Source organism: Streptomyces sp. NBC_01635, from assembly GCF_045209715.1.
Lineage (GTDB): Bacteria > Actinomycetota > Actinomycetes > Streptomycetales > Streptomycetaceae > Streptomyces > Streptomyces hirsutus.
Window position 1 is genome coordinate 3,383,962 of sequence record NZ_CP109277.1, and the last position, 15,717, is coordinate 3,399,678.

14 protein-coding genes are annotated in these 15,717 nt (G+C 73.4%); 8 read left to right on the plus strand and 6 right to left on the minus strand.

Annotation, left to right across the window (positions count from 1 at the left end; genetic code table 11):
- Nucleotides 1-37 precede the first annotated feature (37 nt).
- Entirely contained in the window at nt 38-940 is a 903-nt protein-coding gene (locus OHB56_RS15890) for a ribokinase (RefSeq protein WP_406353975.1), read from the plus strand.
- Nucleotides 937-1,326 (plus strand): D-ribose pyranase, encoded by a 390-nt coding sequence (gene rbsD, locus OHB56_RS15895; protein WP_326752853.1) that lies wholly within the window; start codon nt 937-939, stop codon nt 1,324-1,326. The genes OHB56_RS15890 and rbsD overlap by 4 nt, the downstream gene beginning before the upstream one ends.
- Nucleotides 1,327-1,614: 288 nt before the next feature.
- On the opposite strand, the gene OHB56_RS15900 is transcribed toward rbsD, so the two are convergent.
- From OHB56_RS15900 to OHB56_RS15910, 3 genes are read right to left on the minus strand one after another with little or no spacing between them, the layout of a single operon-like run.
- On the minus strand, nt 1,615-2,412 hold the full coding sequence (locus OHB56_RS15900; RefSeq protein WP_406359087.1) for a sugar phosphate isomerase/epimerase family protein: 798 nt from the start codon (nt 2,410-2,412) through the stop codon (nt 1,615-1,617).
- Nucleotides 2,413-2,453: 41 nt separating this feature from the next.
- Nucleotides 2,454-3,605: a dihydrodipicolinate synthase family protein gene (locus OHB56_RS15905; protein ID WP_406353977.1), complete on the minus strand. Its 1,152-nt coding sequence runs from the start codon at nt 3,603-3,605 to the stop codon at nt 2,454-2,456.
- Nucleotides 3,602-4,753: a Gfo/Idh/MocA family protein gene (locus OHB56_RS15910; protein ID WP_406353979.1), complete on the minus strand. Its 1,152-nt coding sequence runs from the start codon at nt 4,751-4,753 to the stop codon at nt 3,602-3,604. Before OHB56_RS15910 ends, OHB56_RS15905 begins: the two co-directional genes overlap by 4 nt.
- 320 nt (nt 4,754-5,073) lie before the next feature.
- Between OHB56_RS15910 and OHB56_RS15915 the strand changes: the two genes are divergently transcribed.
- From OHB56_RS15915 to OHB56_RS15925, 3 genes are all read left to right on the plus strand, one after another.
- Nucleotides 5,074-6,120: a LacI family DNA-binding transcriptional regulator gene (locus OHB56_RS15915; protein WP_326752856.1), complete on the plus strand. Its 1,047-nt coding sequence runs from the start codon at nt 5,074-5,076 to the stop codon at nt 6,118-6,120.
- A gap of 432 nt (nt 6,121-6,552) precedes the next feature.
- Complete coding sequence (locus OHB56_RS15920; protein ID WP_406353981.1) at nt 6,553-7,185, plus strand: dihydrofolate reductase family protein; 633 nt, start codon at nt 6,553-6,555, stop codon at nt 7,183-7,185.
- A 141-nt stretch (nt 7,186-7,326) separates the two neighbouring features.
- Entirely contained in the window at nt 7,327-8,127 is an 801-nt protein-coding gene (locus OHB56_RS15925; protein ID WP_406353982.1) for a sugar phosphate isomerase/epimerase family protein, read from the plus strand.
- Nucleotides 8,128-8,260: 133 nt separating this feature from the next.
- On the opposite strand, the gene OHB56_RS15930 is transcribed toward OHB56_RS15925, so the two are convergent.
- A complete protein-coding gene (locus tag OHB56_RS15930) occupies nt 8,261-9,295 on the minus strand; it encodes an EamA family transporter (RefSeq protein WP_406353984.1) in 1,035 nt (344 codons plus the stop codon).
- An 89-nt stretch (nt 9,296-9,384) separates the two neighbouring features.
- Here OHB56_RS15930 and OHB56_RS15935 point away from each other — a divergent pair, with 89 nt between their 5' ends.
- The 3 genes from OHB56_RS15935 to OHB56_RS15945 all read left to right on the plus strand — a co-directional run bounded on the left by OHB56_RS15935 (nt 9,385) and on the right by OHB56_RS15945 (nt 13,488).
- The gene (locus OHB56_RS15935; RefSeq protein ID WP_388437563.1) at nt 9,385-10,320 is read left to right on the plus strand and encodes a LysR family transcriptional regulator; all 936 of its coding nucleotides are present in this window, start codon (nt 9,385-9,387) and stop codon (nt 10,318-10,320) included.
- 380 nt (nt 10,321-10,700) lie between these two features.
- A complete protein-coding gene (locus OHB56_RS15940; RefSeq protein ID WP_406353986.1) occupies nt 10,701-12,635 on the plus strand; it encodes a glycoside hydrolase family 3 protein in 1,935 nt (644 codons plus the stop codon).
- Nucleotides 12,636-12,846: 211 nt separating this feature from the next.
- Nucleotides 12,847-13,488 (plus strand): hypothetical protein, encoded by a 642-nt coding sequence (locus OHB56_RS15945; protein WP_406353987.1) that lies wholly within the window; start codon nt 12,847-12,849, stop codon nt 13,486-13,488.
- Nucleotides 13,489-13,516: 28 nt separating this feature from the next.
- On the opposite strand, the gene OHB56_RS15950 is transcribed toward OHB56_RS15945, so the two are convergent.
- Both OHB56_RS15950 and OHB56_RS15955 read right to left on the minus strand, forming a co-directional pair.
- On the minus strand, nt 13,517-14,950 hold the full coding sequence (locus OHB56_RS15950; RefSeq protein WP_406353989.1) for a S28 family serine protease: 1,434 nt from the start codon (nt 14,948-14,950) through the stop codon (nt 13,517-13,519).
- A 146-nt stretch (nt 14,951-15,096) separates the two neighbouring features.
- Nucleotides 15,097-15,438, minus strand: coding sequence for a hypothetical protein (locus OHB56_RS15955; RefSeq protein WP_406359089.1), 342 nt, complete (start codon nt 15,436-15,438; stop codon nt 15,097-15,099).
- Nucleotides 15,439-15,717 lie beyond the last annotated feature (279 nt).

Here is a 15,717-nt window from a genome sequence, read left to right on the forward strand (position 1 = left end):
CGCCCGTCCCCGGAGCGACCACGTAGGGAGCCTTTCCATGTACGACTACGACCTGCTGGTCGTGGGGTCGGCCAACGCCGACCTGGTGATCGGCGTCGAGCGCCGGCCGGACGCCGGGGAGACGGTGCTCGGCTCCGACCTGGTCGTCCACCCGGGCGGCAAGGGCGCGAACCAGGCGGTCGCCGCCGCCCGGCTCGGCGCCCGGACGGCCCTGCTGGCCCGGGTCGGCGACGACGCCCACGGGCGGCTGCTGCTGGACTCGCAGCGGGCGGCCGGGGTCGACACGGCGGGCGTGCTGGTGGGCGGGGCGCCGACCGGCGTCGCACTGATCACGGTGGACCCGTCCGGGGACAACAGCATCGTCGTCTCGCCGGGCGCCAACGGCCGGCTCACCCCCGATGACGTACGCGCCGCCGGGAGCCTCCTCCACGCCGCCAAGGTGGTCTCCACCCAGTTGGAGATCCCGCTGGAGACGGTGGTGGAGGTGGTGCGCTCGCTGGCGCCGGACAGCAGGCTCGTGCTGAACCCGTCGCCGCCGCAGCCGCTGCCGGACGAGGTGCTGGCGGCCTGCGACCCGCTGATCCTCAACGAGCACGAGGCGAAGGTGATCCTCGGCGAGGCGTACGCCGGTGAGAAGCCCGAGGACTGGGCGCGGCTGCTGCTCGCGAAGGGCCCCCGTTCGGTGGTGGTGACGCTGGGCGGCGAGGGCGCGCTGGTGGCCTCGTCCGAGGGGGTTTCCCGTATCCCCGCCGTGAAGGTGCGTGCCGTGGACACCACGGGTGCGGGCGACTCGTTCACCGCCGCGCTGGCCTGGCGGCTGGGCCTGGGCGAGTCCCTGTCCGACGCGGCGGCGTACGCGGCCCGGGTGGGGGCGGCCACGGCCACCGGAAAGGGCGCCCAGGTGTCCTTCCCGACGGCCCAGGAGGTCGCGGCGCTGTGAGGAAGGGCGGAATACTGAACCGGCACCTCAGCGGCGCGCTGGCCGAACTGGGCCACACGGACCGGGTGCTGGTGTGCGACGCGGGCATGCCGATACCGGACGGGCCGCGCGTGGTGGACCTGGCGTTCCGCGCCGGGGTGCCGTCCTTCGCGGAGGTCCTGGAGGGGCTGCTGGCCGAGCTGGTGATCGAGGGCGCGACGGCCGCCACCGAGATCCGGCAGGCCAACCCGGCCGCCGCGGACCTGCTGGCGGGCCACTTCCCCGCCCTCGACCTGGTCCCGCACGAACGGCTCAAGGAACTGACCGCCGGCGCCCGGCTCGTCGTCCGCACCGGCGAAGCCCGGCCGTACGCGAACGTGCTGCTGCGGTGCGGGGTGTTCTTCTGAGAGCCGGACGCTCTCCGGGAGCGGAGTGCTCTTCCAAAAGCGGGCCCTGCCGTGCGCGGGGAAACTTCGAGGGGGCCCGGCACGTGGCCGGGCCCCCTCGACTCCCTCCCCCTGTCCCCTCCCCCTGTCAAAACCTCTCGGATTCCCCCCCGGGTCCCCCCACAGAAGTTCTGACACCCGGTAAGACCCACGGGGTGCGGGGAGGGTTGTACGGCCTTTCCAAGATTTTTTCCGGTCCCCTCGGGAGGGTGAAAGGGCGGACGGGCGGACGGGCGGACGGGGGGCCCGCTACGCCGTGTGCTCCACGAACCGTCGTGCCGTCTCGGCGAGGAGTTCGCGTCCGTCGCGTGCCCACAGGACGTCGTTGAAGAGTTCGACCTCGATGGCGCCGGTGTAGCCGGCCGCCTCCACGTAGCCCTGCCACTCCCGCATGTCGACGCTCCCGTCGCCGATCTGGCCGCGGCCGTTGAGGACGCCCTCGGGCAGGGGGGTGGTCCAGTCGGCGAGCTGGAAGGTGTGGATGCGGTCCTGGGCGCCGGCGCGGGCGATCTGCGCGGGCGCCGTGTCGTCCCACCAGACGTGGTAGGTGTCGACGGTGACGCCGACCTGCCGGGCCGGGAACCGTTCGGCCAGGTCCAGGGCCTGGGCGAGGGTGGAGACCACGCAGCGGTCGGAGGCGTACATGGGGTGCAGCGGCTCGATGGCCAGGCGCACCCCGTGCTCCTCGGCGTACGGGCCCAGCTCCGCCAGGGCGTCCGCGATGCGTTCGCGGGCGCCGTGCAGGTCCTTGGAGCCGGCCGGGAGGCCGCCGGAGACCAGGACCAGGGTGTCGGTGCCCAGGGTGGCGGCCTCGTCGACGGCGCGGCGGTTGTCGGCCAGGGCCGCGGCCCGCTCGGCGGGGTCGATCGCGGTGAGGAAGCCGCCCCGGCACAGGGTCGTCACCGTCAGGCCGGCGTCCCGGACCAGCTTCGCCGCCGCCTCCACTCCGTAGGCCTGGACGGGCTCGCGCCACAGGCCCACTGCGGGGACGCCCAGGTCGCGGCAGGCGTCGACGAGTTCGGGCAGGGACAGCTGCTTGACCGTCATCTGGTTGACGCTGAAACGCGCGAGAGCGTTGACGGGGCCGGTCACGGGGTCACTCCGTACAGGTGCAGCAGGGTCCGCATGCGGTCCTCGGCGAGCTTGGGGTCGGGGAACAGGCCGAGGCCGTCGGCGAGTTCGTAGGCGCGGGCGAGGTGCGGCAGCGAGCGGGCCGACTGCAGGCCGCCGACCATGGCGAAGTGGTCCTGGTGGCCGGCCAGCCAGGCCAGGAACACCACGCCCGTCTTGTAGAAGCGGGTGGGGGCCCGGAAGAGGTGCCGGCTCAGCTCCACCGTGGGGTCGAGCAGGGCGCGGAAGCCCGCCGTGTCCCCCGTGTCCAGGACGCGGACCGCCTGGGCCGCCAGCGGGCCGAGCGGGTCGAAGATGCCGAGCAGGGCGTGGCTGAAGCCCTGCTCGTCGCCCGCGATCAGCTCGGGGTAGTGGAAGTCGTCGCCGGTGTAGCAGCGCACCCCCTGCGGCAGTCGGCGGCGCAGGGCGACCTCGCGTCCGGCGTCCAGCAGCGAGACCTTGATGCCGTCGACCTTGTCGGGGTGGGCGGCGATGACCTCCAGGAAGGTGTCGGTGGCCGCGTCCAGGTCGGACGAGCCCCAGTAGCCCTCCAGCGCCGGGTCGAACATGGGGCCGAGCCAGTGCAGGATCACGGGTTCGGCACACTGGCGCAGCAGGTGGCCGTACACCTCGAGGTAGTCCTCGGGCGAGCGGGCGGCGGTGGCCAGGGCGCGGGACGCCATCAGGATGGCCTGCGCGCCCGACTCCTCGACGAGCGCGAGCTGTTCCTCGTAGGCCGCCCGCACCTCGGCGAGCGTGCCGGAAGTGAGCTGGTCGGTGCCGACGCCGCAGGCGATGCGGCCGCCGACGGCCTTCGCCTCGGCGGCGGAGCGGCGGATCAGCTCGGCCGCGCCCGCCCAGTCCAGGCCCATGCCGCGCTGGGCGGTGTCCATCGCCTCGGCGACGCCCAGGCCGTGCGACCACAGGTGGCGGCGGAAGGCGAGGGTGGCGTCCCAGTCGACGGCGGCGGGCGAGTCGGGGGTGGTGTCGGCGTACGGGTCGGCGACGACGTGTGCCGCGGAGAAGACCGTACGGGAGCCGAAGGGGGCCCCGGCGGCGAGCGCGAGGGGCTCGGTGCGGGGTTCGTACGTCCGCAGCCCGCCGTGCGCGTCGGGCAGTTCGATGGTCACAGCGCGATCTCCGGCACGTCCAGGCGGCGGCCCTCGGCCGAGGACCTCAGGCCCAGCTCGGCGAGCTGGACGCCGCGGGCGCCGGCCAGCAGGTCCCAGTGGTAGGGGGCGTCGGCGTAGACGTGCTTGAGGAACAGCTCCCACTGGGCCTTGAAGCCGTTGTCGAACTCGCCGTTGTCCGGGACCTCCTGCCACTGGTCGCGGAAGACCTCGGTGGCGGGGATGTCCGGGTTCCAGACGGGCTTGGGGGTGGCGGAGCGGTGCTGGACGCGGCAGGTGCGCAGGCCGGCCACGGCGGAGCCCTCGGTGCCGTCGACCTGGAACTCGACGAGTTCGTCGCGGTGGACGCGGACCGCCCAGGAGGAGTTGATCTGGGCGATGGCGCCGCCCTCGAGCTCGAAGACGCCGTAGGCGGCGTCGTCGGCGGTGGCGTCGTAGGGCTTGCCGTTCTCGTCCCAGCGCTGCGGGACGTGGGTGGCGGCCAGCGCCTGGACGGAGCGCACCCGGCCGAACAGCTCGTGCAGCACGTACTCCCAGTGCGGGAACATGTCGACGACGATGCCGCCGCCGTCCTCGGCGCGGTAGTTCCAGGACGGGCGCTGCGCGGACTGCCAGTCGCCCTCGAAGACCCAGTAGCCGAACTCGCCGCGCACCGACAGGATCCGGCCGAAGAAGCCGCCGTCGATGAGCCGCTTCAGCTTGAGCAGGCCCGGCAGGAACAGTTTGTCCTGCACCACGCCGTGCTTGATCCCGGCGGCGTTCGCCAGCCGGGCCAGCTCCAGGGCGCCGTCGAGGCCGGTGGCGGTCGGCTTCTCGGTGTAGATGTGCTTGCCGGCGGCGATCGCCTTGGTGAGGGCCTCCTCGCGGGCGGAGGTGACCTGGGCGTCGAAGTAGATGTCGACGCTCTCGTCGGCGAGCACCGCGTCCACGTCGGTGGAGACGTGCTCCAGTCCGTGCCTCTCGGCCAGCGCCCGCAGGGCGTGCTCGCGGCGGCCGACCAGGACCGGCTCCGGCCACAGCACGGTGCCGTCACCGAGGTCGAGGCCGCCCTGCTCGCGCAGGGCCAGGATGGAGCGGACGAGGTGTTGCCGGTAGCCCATCCGCCCGGTCACACCGTTCATGGCGATACGCACCGTCTTGCGTGTCACGTCGTTCCCTTCGTACGCGGTCCCCGCGCGCCGCGCACGCCCCACCCCTCACGCGCCGGCCGGCGATTGGCGGCCGACGGTCCGGGGACTGGTGAACGTCACAGCAAGCGCTTTCTATGTATCTAGAAGCTAGCCTCTCGACAGTGCTCCGGACAAGACCGTGGAGAACCCGACTTGTTCGAGGGGGCGAACAAGTGGGCGCGGGGCCATAGGGTCTGGTCGGGGGCGGGACATCGGGCCCGTACCCGGAACACGTCCGGACGCGCCCGGACACGGCGGCCGGCGCCGATACGACGAGACGCGCGACCGGAGGACGAGAGATGACGGTGACCCTGGCGGACGTGGCGGCCCGCGCGCAGGTCTCCCCCGCGACGGTGTCGCGCGTGCTGAACGGGAACTATCCCGTGGCCGCTTCCACCCGCGAGCGGGTGCTGAAGGCGGTGGACGAACTCGACTACGTGCTCAACGGCCCCGCGAGCGCCCTGGCCGCCGCCACCTCCGACCTGGTGGGCATCCTGGTGAACGACATCGCCGACCCGTTCTTCGGGATCATGGCGAGCGCGATCCAGGGCGAGATCGGGGGTCCGGGCGGGCGGGCCGGCGGGGAGAGACTCGCGGTGGTGTGCAACACGGGCGGCTCCCCGGAACGCGAACTGACCTACCTCACGCTGCTCCAGCGGCAGCGGGCCGCGGCGGTGGTGCTGACCGGCGGCGCCATCGAGGACGCCCCGCACAAGGCGGCCATGGACGCGAAGCTGCGCAAGCTGGCGGACGCCGGGACCCGGGTGGTGCTGTGCGGCCGGCCGCCGGCACCGGACACCGGGGCGATCGCGCTGGCCTTCGACAACCGCGGCGGCGGCCGGGAGCTCACCGAGCACCTGATCGGGCTCGGCCACCGCCGCCTCGGCTACGTCGCGGGCCCGCAGGAGCGCACCACCACCCGCCACCGCCTCGAAGGGCACCGGGCCGCGCTCGCCGCGCACGGCATCGAGGAGGACCCCCGCTGGACCGTCCACGGCCGCTACGACCGCCGCTCCGGCTACGAGGCCGCCCTCGAACTCCTGCGCAGGGACCCCGGGCTGACCGCCGTGGTCGCCGCGAACGACTCCGTCGCGCTGGGTGCGTGCGCGGCGCTGCGGGACTCCGGCCGGAAGATCCCCGACGACGTGTCGGTCGCCGGTTTCGACGACCTCCCGTTCAGCATCGACGCGGTGCCCGCCCTGACGACGGTGCGGCTGCCGCTCGCCGAGGCGGGGGCGCGGGCCGGCCGCATCGCGATGGGCCGCGAGGAGCCGCCGCCCGGGGGGATCGCCTCCGTGCAGGGCGAGTTGATGGTGCGGGGGTCCTCGGGGGCGCCGCGGGGGTGAGCGGGGCCTCCGGCAGCGCCGCGAGGATGAGCGGGTCCTCGGGGGCGCCGCGGGGGTGGGCAGGGCCTCCGGCAGCTCCGCGGGGGTGAGCGGGTGGCCGGGGCATCCACCCGTGCGGGCCGCCCCGTGCGGATGCCGGCACCCGCACCTGTCCCCGTCCCCCTCCCCGGGCCCACCCTCGGGGCGGCGACTGTTCCGCGCGGTCAAAGGCCGCGGTGTTCCGCGTGCGGAACACCCCGCGCGGGTGCCGGTACCCGCACCTGTCTCCGGGCCCGTCCCTGTCCCCGGGGCGGCGACCGTTCTGCCCGGTCAAAGGCCGTGGTGTTCCGTAGGCGGTTCTCGTGCGTGGTTCTCGGTGGCGCCGATGAGTTCCGGCGCTACCGTCGGTCTCACTTCCGTCATCGCCTCAGCGGACCATCAGGAGCGGCAGCCATGCGTATCGTGATCACCGAGTTCATCAGCCTCGACGGTGTCGTGCAGGCCCCCGGCGGTCCCCAGGAGGACACCGACGGCGGTTTCGCCCACGGCGGATGGTCGCACGCCTACTTCGACCCGGAGGTCCTCGGCGGCGCCTTCGACGCGGCGCTGGGCCGGGCCGAGGCACTGCTGTACGGGCGCCGCACCTGGCAGACCATGGCCCAGGCGTGGCCCGGGCAGGCCGGGGACCCCTTCGCCGACCGGATCAACGGCCTGCCGAAGTACGTCGTCTCCGGCACCCTCGGCGAGTCCGACCTGACCTGGAACAACAGCCGGCTCATTCCCGCCGGGGAGGCCCTCGCCCGTATCCGGGAACTGCGTGCGGCCGAGGGCGGCGACCTCGCGATGATGGGCAGTCCCACGCTCGCCCGCACCCTGCTGAGCGAGGACCTGGTGGACGAGCTCCAGCTCCTCGTCATGCCGGTGGTCCTGGGCGGCGGCAAGTCGATCTTCCCGATGGACGGCGCGAAGCGCCCGTTCGAGCTGGTCTCGACGACCGCCGCCAAGTCGGGCGCCCAGGTCTGCGTCTACCGCCGCACCACGGAGGCGCCCGCCGGAGCATCCTCCGGGACGCCCGCCGAGGCCTGACGTCCCCCTCGCGAGGGCGCTGTCCGCCGGGACGGCCGGCGCCCTCGTCCCCCGGCTCCACCCACGCGCCCCGGGCCCGCGCGCGACACCGGCGCGACGAGGAGGAGTCAGCGCCACGGGTCCCGGGTAGGGTCCGTGGTCATGAAGCTGGCGTTCTCCACCCTCGGTGTCCCCGGCCTTCCGACGGCCGACGTACTGCGCCTCGCGACCGCGCACGGCTATCACGGAGTCGAGCTGCGCGCTCACCCCGAGGAACCAGTTCACACCGGCCTCACCCCCGCAGAACGGGCCGAGGTCGCCGCCGAGTTCAAGGCTGCCGGCATCGAGATCCTGGGCGTCGCGGGCTACCCCAAGGTCGCCGCGCCGGGCGAGGACGAGGCCGTCATCGCCGAGATCCGCGCCCTTCTCACGCTCGCCCGCGACCTCGGCGCCCCCTACATCAGGGTCTTCCCGGGCGGTTCCCCCGACCAGGCTCCCGAGGAGGCCGACGCGACGGCCGCCCGGCGGCTGGGCACGGCCGCCGAACACGCGACCGACGCCGGCGTCCGCATCCTGCTGGAGACCCACGACTCCCACCGCACCGGCGCCGACGCGATGCGGATCCTCGGCCTCGTGGGACACCGCCAAGTGGGCGCCCTCTGGGACGTGATGCACACCTGGCTGGGCGGCGAGCAGCCCGCGGAGAGCTACGCGGCCCTCTCCCCCCACCTCGGCTACGTCCAGGTCAAGGACATCGCCTCCGCCCAGGACACCACCCCGCTCCCCCTCGGCGAGGGCATCCTCCCGCTGGCCGACTGCGTGGAGATCCTCTCCCGTCACGGCTGGGACGGCTGGCTCTGCTGGGAGTACGAGAAGCGCTGGTACGAGAAGGCCGCCCCCCTCCCCGGCCTCCTCACCCCCGGCCGCGCCCACCTCTCCCGCCTCCTCAACGACTCGGCGTGAGCGGCTGCCGCTGACCGGCCGGCTTCGGTGCCCCGCCCGGCCGACGTGCTCCCGCGCCGGCGGGCGCGTTCGTCACGTCACCGGGTCGTCCGCCCTCCTCGCCGATCCCGCCCGTCCCGCCGCTCCCCACCCGTCAACGACTCGGCGGGACCGGCTGCCGCCCGCCGGCCGGCCCGGCGCCCGGGCCCATGGACGCACCGGTGGACGTGATCTCCCGGCCGGCAGGCCTGTTCGCCGCATCGCCGGGCCCCTTCGCCTCACTGCCGGTACCGCCCGCCCCGGCCCCGGGCTCCTCCCCCCGGCCCGTCCGCCGGCCCCGCCCGCCGAACGAGGCGAGGGCCACCCCGCCCACCAGCAGCGCCGCGGCACACCACCGCAGCGGGGACACCGGCTCGCCCAGGAAGAGGGCGGCCGAGGACATCCCGAAGACCGGCACCAGCAGGGAGAACGGCGCCACCGTCGACGCGGGGTGACGGCGCAGCAGCCACCCCCAGGCCCCGAAGCCGAACACGGTGGCACCCCAGGCGACGTACAGCAGCGCGCCCGCCCCGGGCAGGTCCAGCGCGCCCAGCGCCTCCAGGTCCCGTGACGGTCCCTCCAGGAGCAGCGAGAGCGCCAGCAGCGGCAGGACCGGCACCGTGCTCACCCACACCATGAAGTTCAGGGCGTCGGCGGGCGCGGCCCTGCGGGTCAGCACGTTCGACACGCCCCAGCAGGCGGCCGCGGCGACGACCAGGGCGAACGCTCCCAGGGGGCCCGAAGCGCCCTCGTCGACGGCGGCGACGCCGATCCCGGCCAGAGCCACCGTCATGCCCACCAGCCGGACGCGCGCGGGCCGTTCGCCGAGGAGCAGGAACGCGAACAGGGCCGTGAACACGGCCTGGATCTGGAGTACCAGGGAGGACAGTCCGGCCGGCATGCCCGCGTTCATGCCGACGAACAGCAGCCCGAACTTGGCCACCCCGAGCACGAGGCCCACCCCCACGATCCACTTCCACGCCACCTTCGGGCGCCCCACCAGGAACACCGCGGGGATCGCCGCCGCGAGGAAGCGCAGCGCGGAGAACAGCAGCGGCGGGAAGTGGTCGAGGCCGATCTCGATGACGACGAAGTTCACGCCCCAGACGGCGGCGACGAGAACGGCGAGCAGGACGTGGGAAGGGCGCATACGTCGAGGATCACCGCCCCGACCCTTCAGCACCAGCGATGATTCCTGCATGGTGGGATGAAGCACCGCTTACCGATCGGGGAGCCGTCATGCTCGACCTCCAGCGCCTGCGCGCCCTGCACGCCGTGTCCGTGCACGGCACCGTCGGGGCCGCCGCCGCGGCACTCGGCTACACCTCCTCCGCCGTCTCCCAGCAGATCGCCAAGCTGGAGCGGGAGACCAGGACCGTGCTGCTGGAGCGGGAGGGCCGGGGCGTGCGCCTGACCGACGCGGCGTACCACCTCGTCGCCACCGCGCAGGAACTGCTGGCGATCGTGGAGCGGGCCGAGACCGAGCTGGAGGAGCGGCGCGGGGTGCCGTCCGGGCGGCTGACCATCGCCGCCTTCGCGTCGGCGGCCCGCGGACTGATGCCGCCCGTACTGGCCGACCTGGCCCTGCGCCATCCCGCGCTCGACACCCGGCTGACCGAGATCGACCCGCACCTGTCCGTGGACCTGGTCGCCAAGGGCGCGGTCGATCTCGTCGTCGCGCACGACTGGGACATCGCACCGCTGCCCGCCCCGGCGGGCGTGGAGCAGGCGGTCATCGGGGACGACCTGTGCGATCTGCTGGTGCCGCTCGGGCATCCGTTCGCGGAGCGCGGCACGGCGGTACGGCGCGAGGAGCTGGGCGGCGAGCGGTGGATCTGCCAGCCGCCGGGGCGGGTCTGCCACGAGTGGCTGGTGCGCACCCTGCGCACCGCCGGGCACGAGCCGGACATCGTGCACCAGGCGGACGAGAACCCGACCCTGGTCGCCCTGGTCGCGGCCGGACTCGGCATCGCCCTGATCCCGCGGCTCGGCCGGGGTCCGCTGCCCGACGGGGTGGTGGAGGTCCCGCTCGACCCGATGCCCGTACGGCATCTGTACGCGCTGTGGCGGGGCGGCGCGGCGCGCCGTCCGGCGATCGCGGAGACCGTCCGCACCCTGCGCGCCCACTGGCCCGCCGTCTCGGCGCACCGTCCCCCCGTGCCCCAGGCGTCCTAGTCGTCCCCGCCCTCGCCGCCGTCCCCGTCGTCCCAGGTCCGGACGTCCGCACCAATCCGAGATTTCCGCCCGTACCCGGGAACCCCGGCCCGTCCCCTCCCGTCCAATGCGCGGACTGCCGGAGGAGTCTCCGCGGTGCGGTGTCGGCCACTCGCCCCTGACTGCGATCGCCGACCCACCCTCTCCGCCGCGCCGCGGCCGGCAGCACCGCCGCCATCGGCGCGCCCCCTCCCGAAGCGCCGATGGCGGCGCCGCCCGTACCCCCGGCCGGCCCCGCCTCTCGCGCACTCCCTTGACTGGCAGAAACTTCCCGGATATTGGTGACCCCTTGGAAGTTTCCTTCAGCGGATCCCCACGGATCACCTCCCAAAGGAGCGCACGTGCCCGACAGCAGCACGGGAAGCACAGGAAACACAGAGACCGCGGAGAACACGGAGACGGCGGAGACCACGGTGGACCCGGTGAACGCGGGAAGCACGGGGAGCGCCGCGCGTCCGTCCAGACGTGCGGTCCTCGCCGCGACGACGGCGGTCACCACCGTCCTCGCCGCCGGTGCCACCGCGCACGCGGCCGGCACCTCCGGCGCCCCCTCGGCTCCTGCCTCCCCCGACGACCGGAAACTCCGCGCCCTCGTCTCCCGGATGACCCTGGAGGAGAAGGTCGGCCAGCTGTTCGTGATGCGGGTCTACGGCCACTCCGCCACCGAACCCGACCAGGCGGACATCGACGCCAACCTCAAGGAGATCGGCGTGCGCACGGCCGCCGAACTGCTGGAGAAGTACCGGGTCGGCGGCATCATCTACTTCACCTGGGCGCACAACACCCGCGATCCGCACCAGATCGCGAGCCTCTCCAACGGCATCCAGAAGGCGTCCCTCGGCCTGCCGCGCGGGCTGCCGGTGCTCATCTCCACCGACCAGGAGCACGGCATCGTCGCCCGCGTCGGCGCGCCGGCGACCCTGTTCCCGGGCGCGATGGCCGTCGGCGCGGGAGGTTCCCGCTCCGACGCGCGCGACCTCGGCCGGATCGCGGGGCGCGAGCTGCGCGCCCTGGGCATCCGTCAGGACTACGCCCCGGTGGCCGACGTGAACGTCAACCCGGCCAACCCGGTCATCGGCGTACGGTCCTTCGGGTCCGAGCCTCAGGCGGTGGCGCGGCTGGTGGCCGCCGAGGTCGCCGGGTTCCAGCGGTCGGGGGTCGCGGCGACCGCCAAGCACTTCCCCGGGCACGGCGACACCGCCGTCGACAGCCACACCGGCTTCCCGGTGATCACCCACAGCCGTGAGCAGTGGGAGGAGCTGGACGCGCCGCCGTTCCGGGCGGCGATCGCCGCGGGCATCGACTCGATCATGACGGCCCATCTGATGGTCCCGGCACTCGACGACTCCGACGATCCGGCCACCCTCTCGCGCCCGATCCTCACCGGCATCCTCCGCGAGGAGCTGGGCTACGACGGGGTCGTGGTCACCGACTCCCTCGGCATGGAGGGCGTGCGGACGAAGTACGGCGACGACCGGGTGCCGGTGCTGGCCCTGAAGGCGGGCGTGGACCAGCTGCTCAACCCGCCCTCCCTGGACGTGGCGTGGAACGCCGTCCTGAAGGCCGTCCGGGACGGCGAGCTGACCGAGGAACGGCTGGACGAATCGATCCTGCGCGTCCTGCGCCTGAAGGCGAAACTGGGCCTGTTCAAGGACCCGTACGCCTCCCCGGACGGCGTGGACCGCAGGGTCGGTACGCGCGCGCACCGGGCGGCGGCCGACCGGATCGCCGAACGGACCACCACCCTGCTGGTCAACGAGGACCGCATGCTGCCCCTGTCCCGGCGCCGGCAGCCGAAGCTGCTGGTCGTGGGCGCCGACCCGGCTTCCCCGTCCGGCACGACGGGACCGCCGACCGGGGTGCTGGCGGGCGCGCTGAACGAGCTGGGCTTCACCGCCACCGCCCTGTCCACCGGTACGGCGCCGTCGGCGGCGACGATCGACCGGGCCGTGGCGGCCGCGCAGGAGGCGGACGCCGTGGTCGTCGGGACGTACAACGTGACGGCGTCCTCCAGTCAGCGGACCCTGGTCGAGCGGCTCCTGGCGACCGGCAGGCCGGTGGTCGCGGTGGCGATCCGCAACCCGTACGACGTGGCCCACCTGCCCGCCGTACCGGCCTTCCTGGCGACGTACTCCTGGACCGACGTCGAACTGCGGGCGGCGGCCCGGGTGATCGCTGGACGGGTGGAGCCGCGCGGGACGCTGCCGGTGCCGGTGCAGCGGGCGGACGACCCGGCGGCGGTGCTGTACCCGGTCGGGCACGGACTGAGGTACTGACCACGGCCTCCGGGTTTCCCGCAGCCGGATCTCCCGCAGCCGGATCTCCCGCGATCGGATCTCCCGCGGCCGGGTAGCCCGTCGGGCGTAGCGTCCGTACGCCACACAACCGACGCGCCCCCGCCACCATGCGCAAAGAGTGCCGTATGTCTGGTGTGACCCGCTGTGGCGGGTCACGCTGGACGGGGGTGTTCGGGGGAGGGTGACGCACGTGAGAAGTTCCCTGGGGGCGGTGTGCGCGCTCGCCGTGCTGGCCACGGCTCTGTCGGCCGGCTGCCAGAGCGCGCCCGGCGGCGTCGACGAGAACGGCCGTCCGGCCGAACAGCGGACGGTGACGGTGTCGCCGTCGCCGATCCGGACCTCGGGATACGGGGCGGTGTTCCTCGGGATCGACGAGTGCAGTTCGTTCGGCCGGACCAGTTTCACCGAGGTGTCGTGCACCGGTGAACGGGCGGCGGCCCGGGTGGTCGCCCGCCACGACGGAACCGTCCGGGACGGGCCGCGCTGCCCCGCCACCACGGACTTCGTCCTGCACATCAGCGAGCAGCGCCCCGCGTCCGACGAGGACGGCGACGGGGCGGTGCCGCGCGGCTACGCCTGCATGCGCAACCTGCAGCCCCCGCACCCGGGCGATCCCGGTGGCGGGGGCGGGCCGCGCACCATCGTCGGCGACTGCGTGCGCGGGCTGGACGACGGCCAGGTCCGCGAGACGGCCTGCGACGGCGAGGGGGAGCAGCGGCCGGAGTACCGGGTGACCGAGGCCGTGGACGCCAGGTCCCGGTGCCCGGCGTCCACGACCCTCTATGTCCGGCTCGGCGGCAGCTCACCGGTGGGCTGCGCCGGCCCGGTGTGATCCCGGCCGCTGCCGCGGCCCGGTGTTCCTACCGGTGCAGCGCCGGCTCCCGCCGGATGTCCCGCACGTCCAGCTTGCGGTCGAACTTCGCCAGCGGCTTCGCCTCGGCCGGGTTCTCCTTGACCGCGCTCGGCGCGACACCCGCCCAGTCGAGGATGCGGGCCGTGGCGAGCGCCTTCTCCTCGTCGACCAGACCGGCCACGTTGGCACCGTGGTTCATGCCGGGGGCGGTCAGCACGTACGAGTCGCGCGCGCCCTTGCCGAGCCGGAAGGGCTCGGCACCCCACGGGTCGTTCTCGCCGTAGACGAACAGCATCTGCCGGGCGTTGCCGCGCACCCAGGTGTCGACGTCGCGCATGGCCCGCGGTTCGAACGTCATCGGGATCGAGCGGGGCACGAAGTTGCGCGGCGGCTGGTAGCCGTAGCGGATGTGCTTCTTCTCGATGTGCGGGAACCGGATCGTCGGCGCACCGAGCTGCGTGCCGGCCTGGTAGTAGTACGGCGTGTACGGGCTGAGGCCCTGGTCCGTGTAGAACGAGAAGCCGGAGATCGTGTCGACCGAGGTCCAGATCTCGTCGTCGGTGGCGTTGCGGGCGTCGGCCGGGATCTGCTCGCAGTCCTGCACCGTGCCGTACTGCCAGAAGCCCCACACGTAGTCGAGGACGACGGCCTCGTACGCCCGGTCCGCGCCGCCGATGGTGTCGAAGGTGTAGCCGTTCTCGGCGGCGTACGCCTCGTACCTCTCCTGCAGCGGGGCCCGGCGGACCAGCGCCTCGCGCTGCACCGCGTTCAGCCGGTCGCGGCACTCCTTGGTGCCGACCTTCGCGAAGAAGCGGTCGTAGGCGGAGTCCTCCTTGTTCACCACGTCGTTGGGGGCGACGTAGGCGACGACGCCGTCCATGTCACGCGGGTAGAAGCGCTCGTAGTACGTGGCGGTCATGCCGCCCTTGGAGCCGCCGGTGGAGATCCAGTTCTCGGAGTAGATCCCCTTCAGCGCCTTGTGAATACGGTGCTGGTCGCTGGCGGCCTGCCAGATGTCCAGCTTGGACCAGTCGGCCGGGTCCGGGCGGGACGGGGTGAAGAAGCGGTACTCCATGGAGACCTGGTTGCCGTCCACGATCTGGGTCGGCTCGCTGCGGCGGGGCGTCGTCGAGACGTTGTAGCCGCCGGTAAAGAAGACGGTCGGCCGCGCGACGTCCTTGTGCAGCACGGTGATCCGCTGCTGGAAGGTGCCCTTGGAGGGCCTGCGGTGATCGACCGGCTGGGTGTAGTCGAGGACGAAGAAGCGGTACCCGGTGTAGGGCTTCTCCTCGATCAGGCTCATGCCCGGGACGGAGAGCAGTCTCTCCTTGATGTCGGTGCCGGCGGCGATGTCGGTCTCGGCGGCGGTGGCCGCGCTCGCCGCGCTCACCGTGCCGATCAGCATCGTGAGCGTCAGCAGCCATCTGAGCGCCTTGCGCATGCACACTCCCCTGTGAAACAGATGTGGCCGGGAAACTAGCCGACCAACTCGCCCCAGCACTAGGGGACATGGGGATAGCCCTCGGTACAGAGAGGGGTAAATGCCTTACGCTGGACGGAAATCGCGGCTCGGCTCCGGGCGTGCGCTCAGCACAGGATCCAGCCGGAGCTGACCGACCCGCCGGCCACCCTGCCCTTCACCCAGACGCAGCGGCGCCCGGCGTGCACGGTGACCGGGCCGGCGTGCCGCTTGTAGCGGCCCTCGTCGACCACCGGACGGCCGCCGCGCGCCCGGATGCTCACCGACATCTTCCGCTTGGTGCCGGGCTTCTTGGCGAGGGTGACGGCGCAGAGGTAGCCGCCGCGCTTGTAGACGACGACCGAGCCGGTGGAGAACGGCAGGGTGCGCATCTTGCGTCCGGGGCAGTGCGCCGCGGCCCGGGCGTCGCCCGGCGCGGCGACCACCAGCAGCCCCGCCGCGGTCAGCATCGCCAGACCGAGCGCGAGGCGCCGGTGTATCGCTCGACTTCCCACTGCCGTTCCTCCCCGTACCGGATCGCGCCGCATCGAAGCCCACGCCGAAGCCCGCACCGCACCTGCCGCGACCGACGGCGTACAGGTGTACGGACGCATGGCGTACGCCGGATGGTTGCCCACCCGTCTCTCCGGCCTCCCCCACGCCTTCACGCACGCCTTCACGCACGTCCTCAGGCACGCCCCCTGCGCCCGTACCCCGGCCCGGTGGTCACGCGTCGGCGTCACCCACCG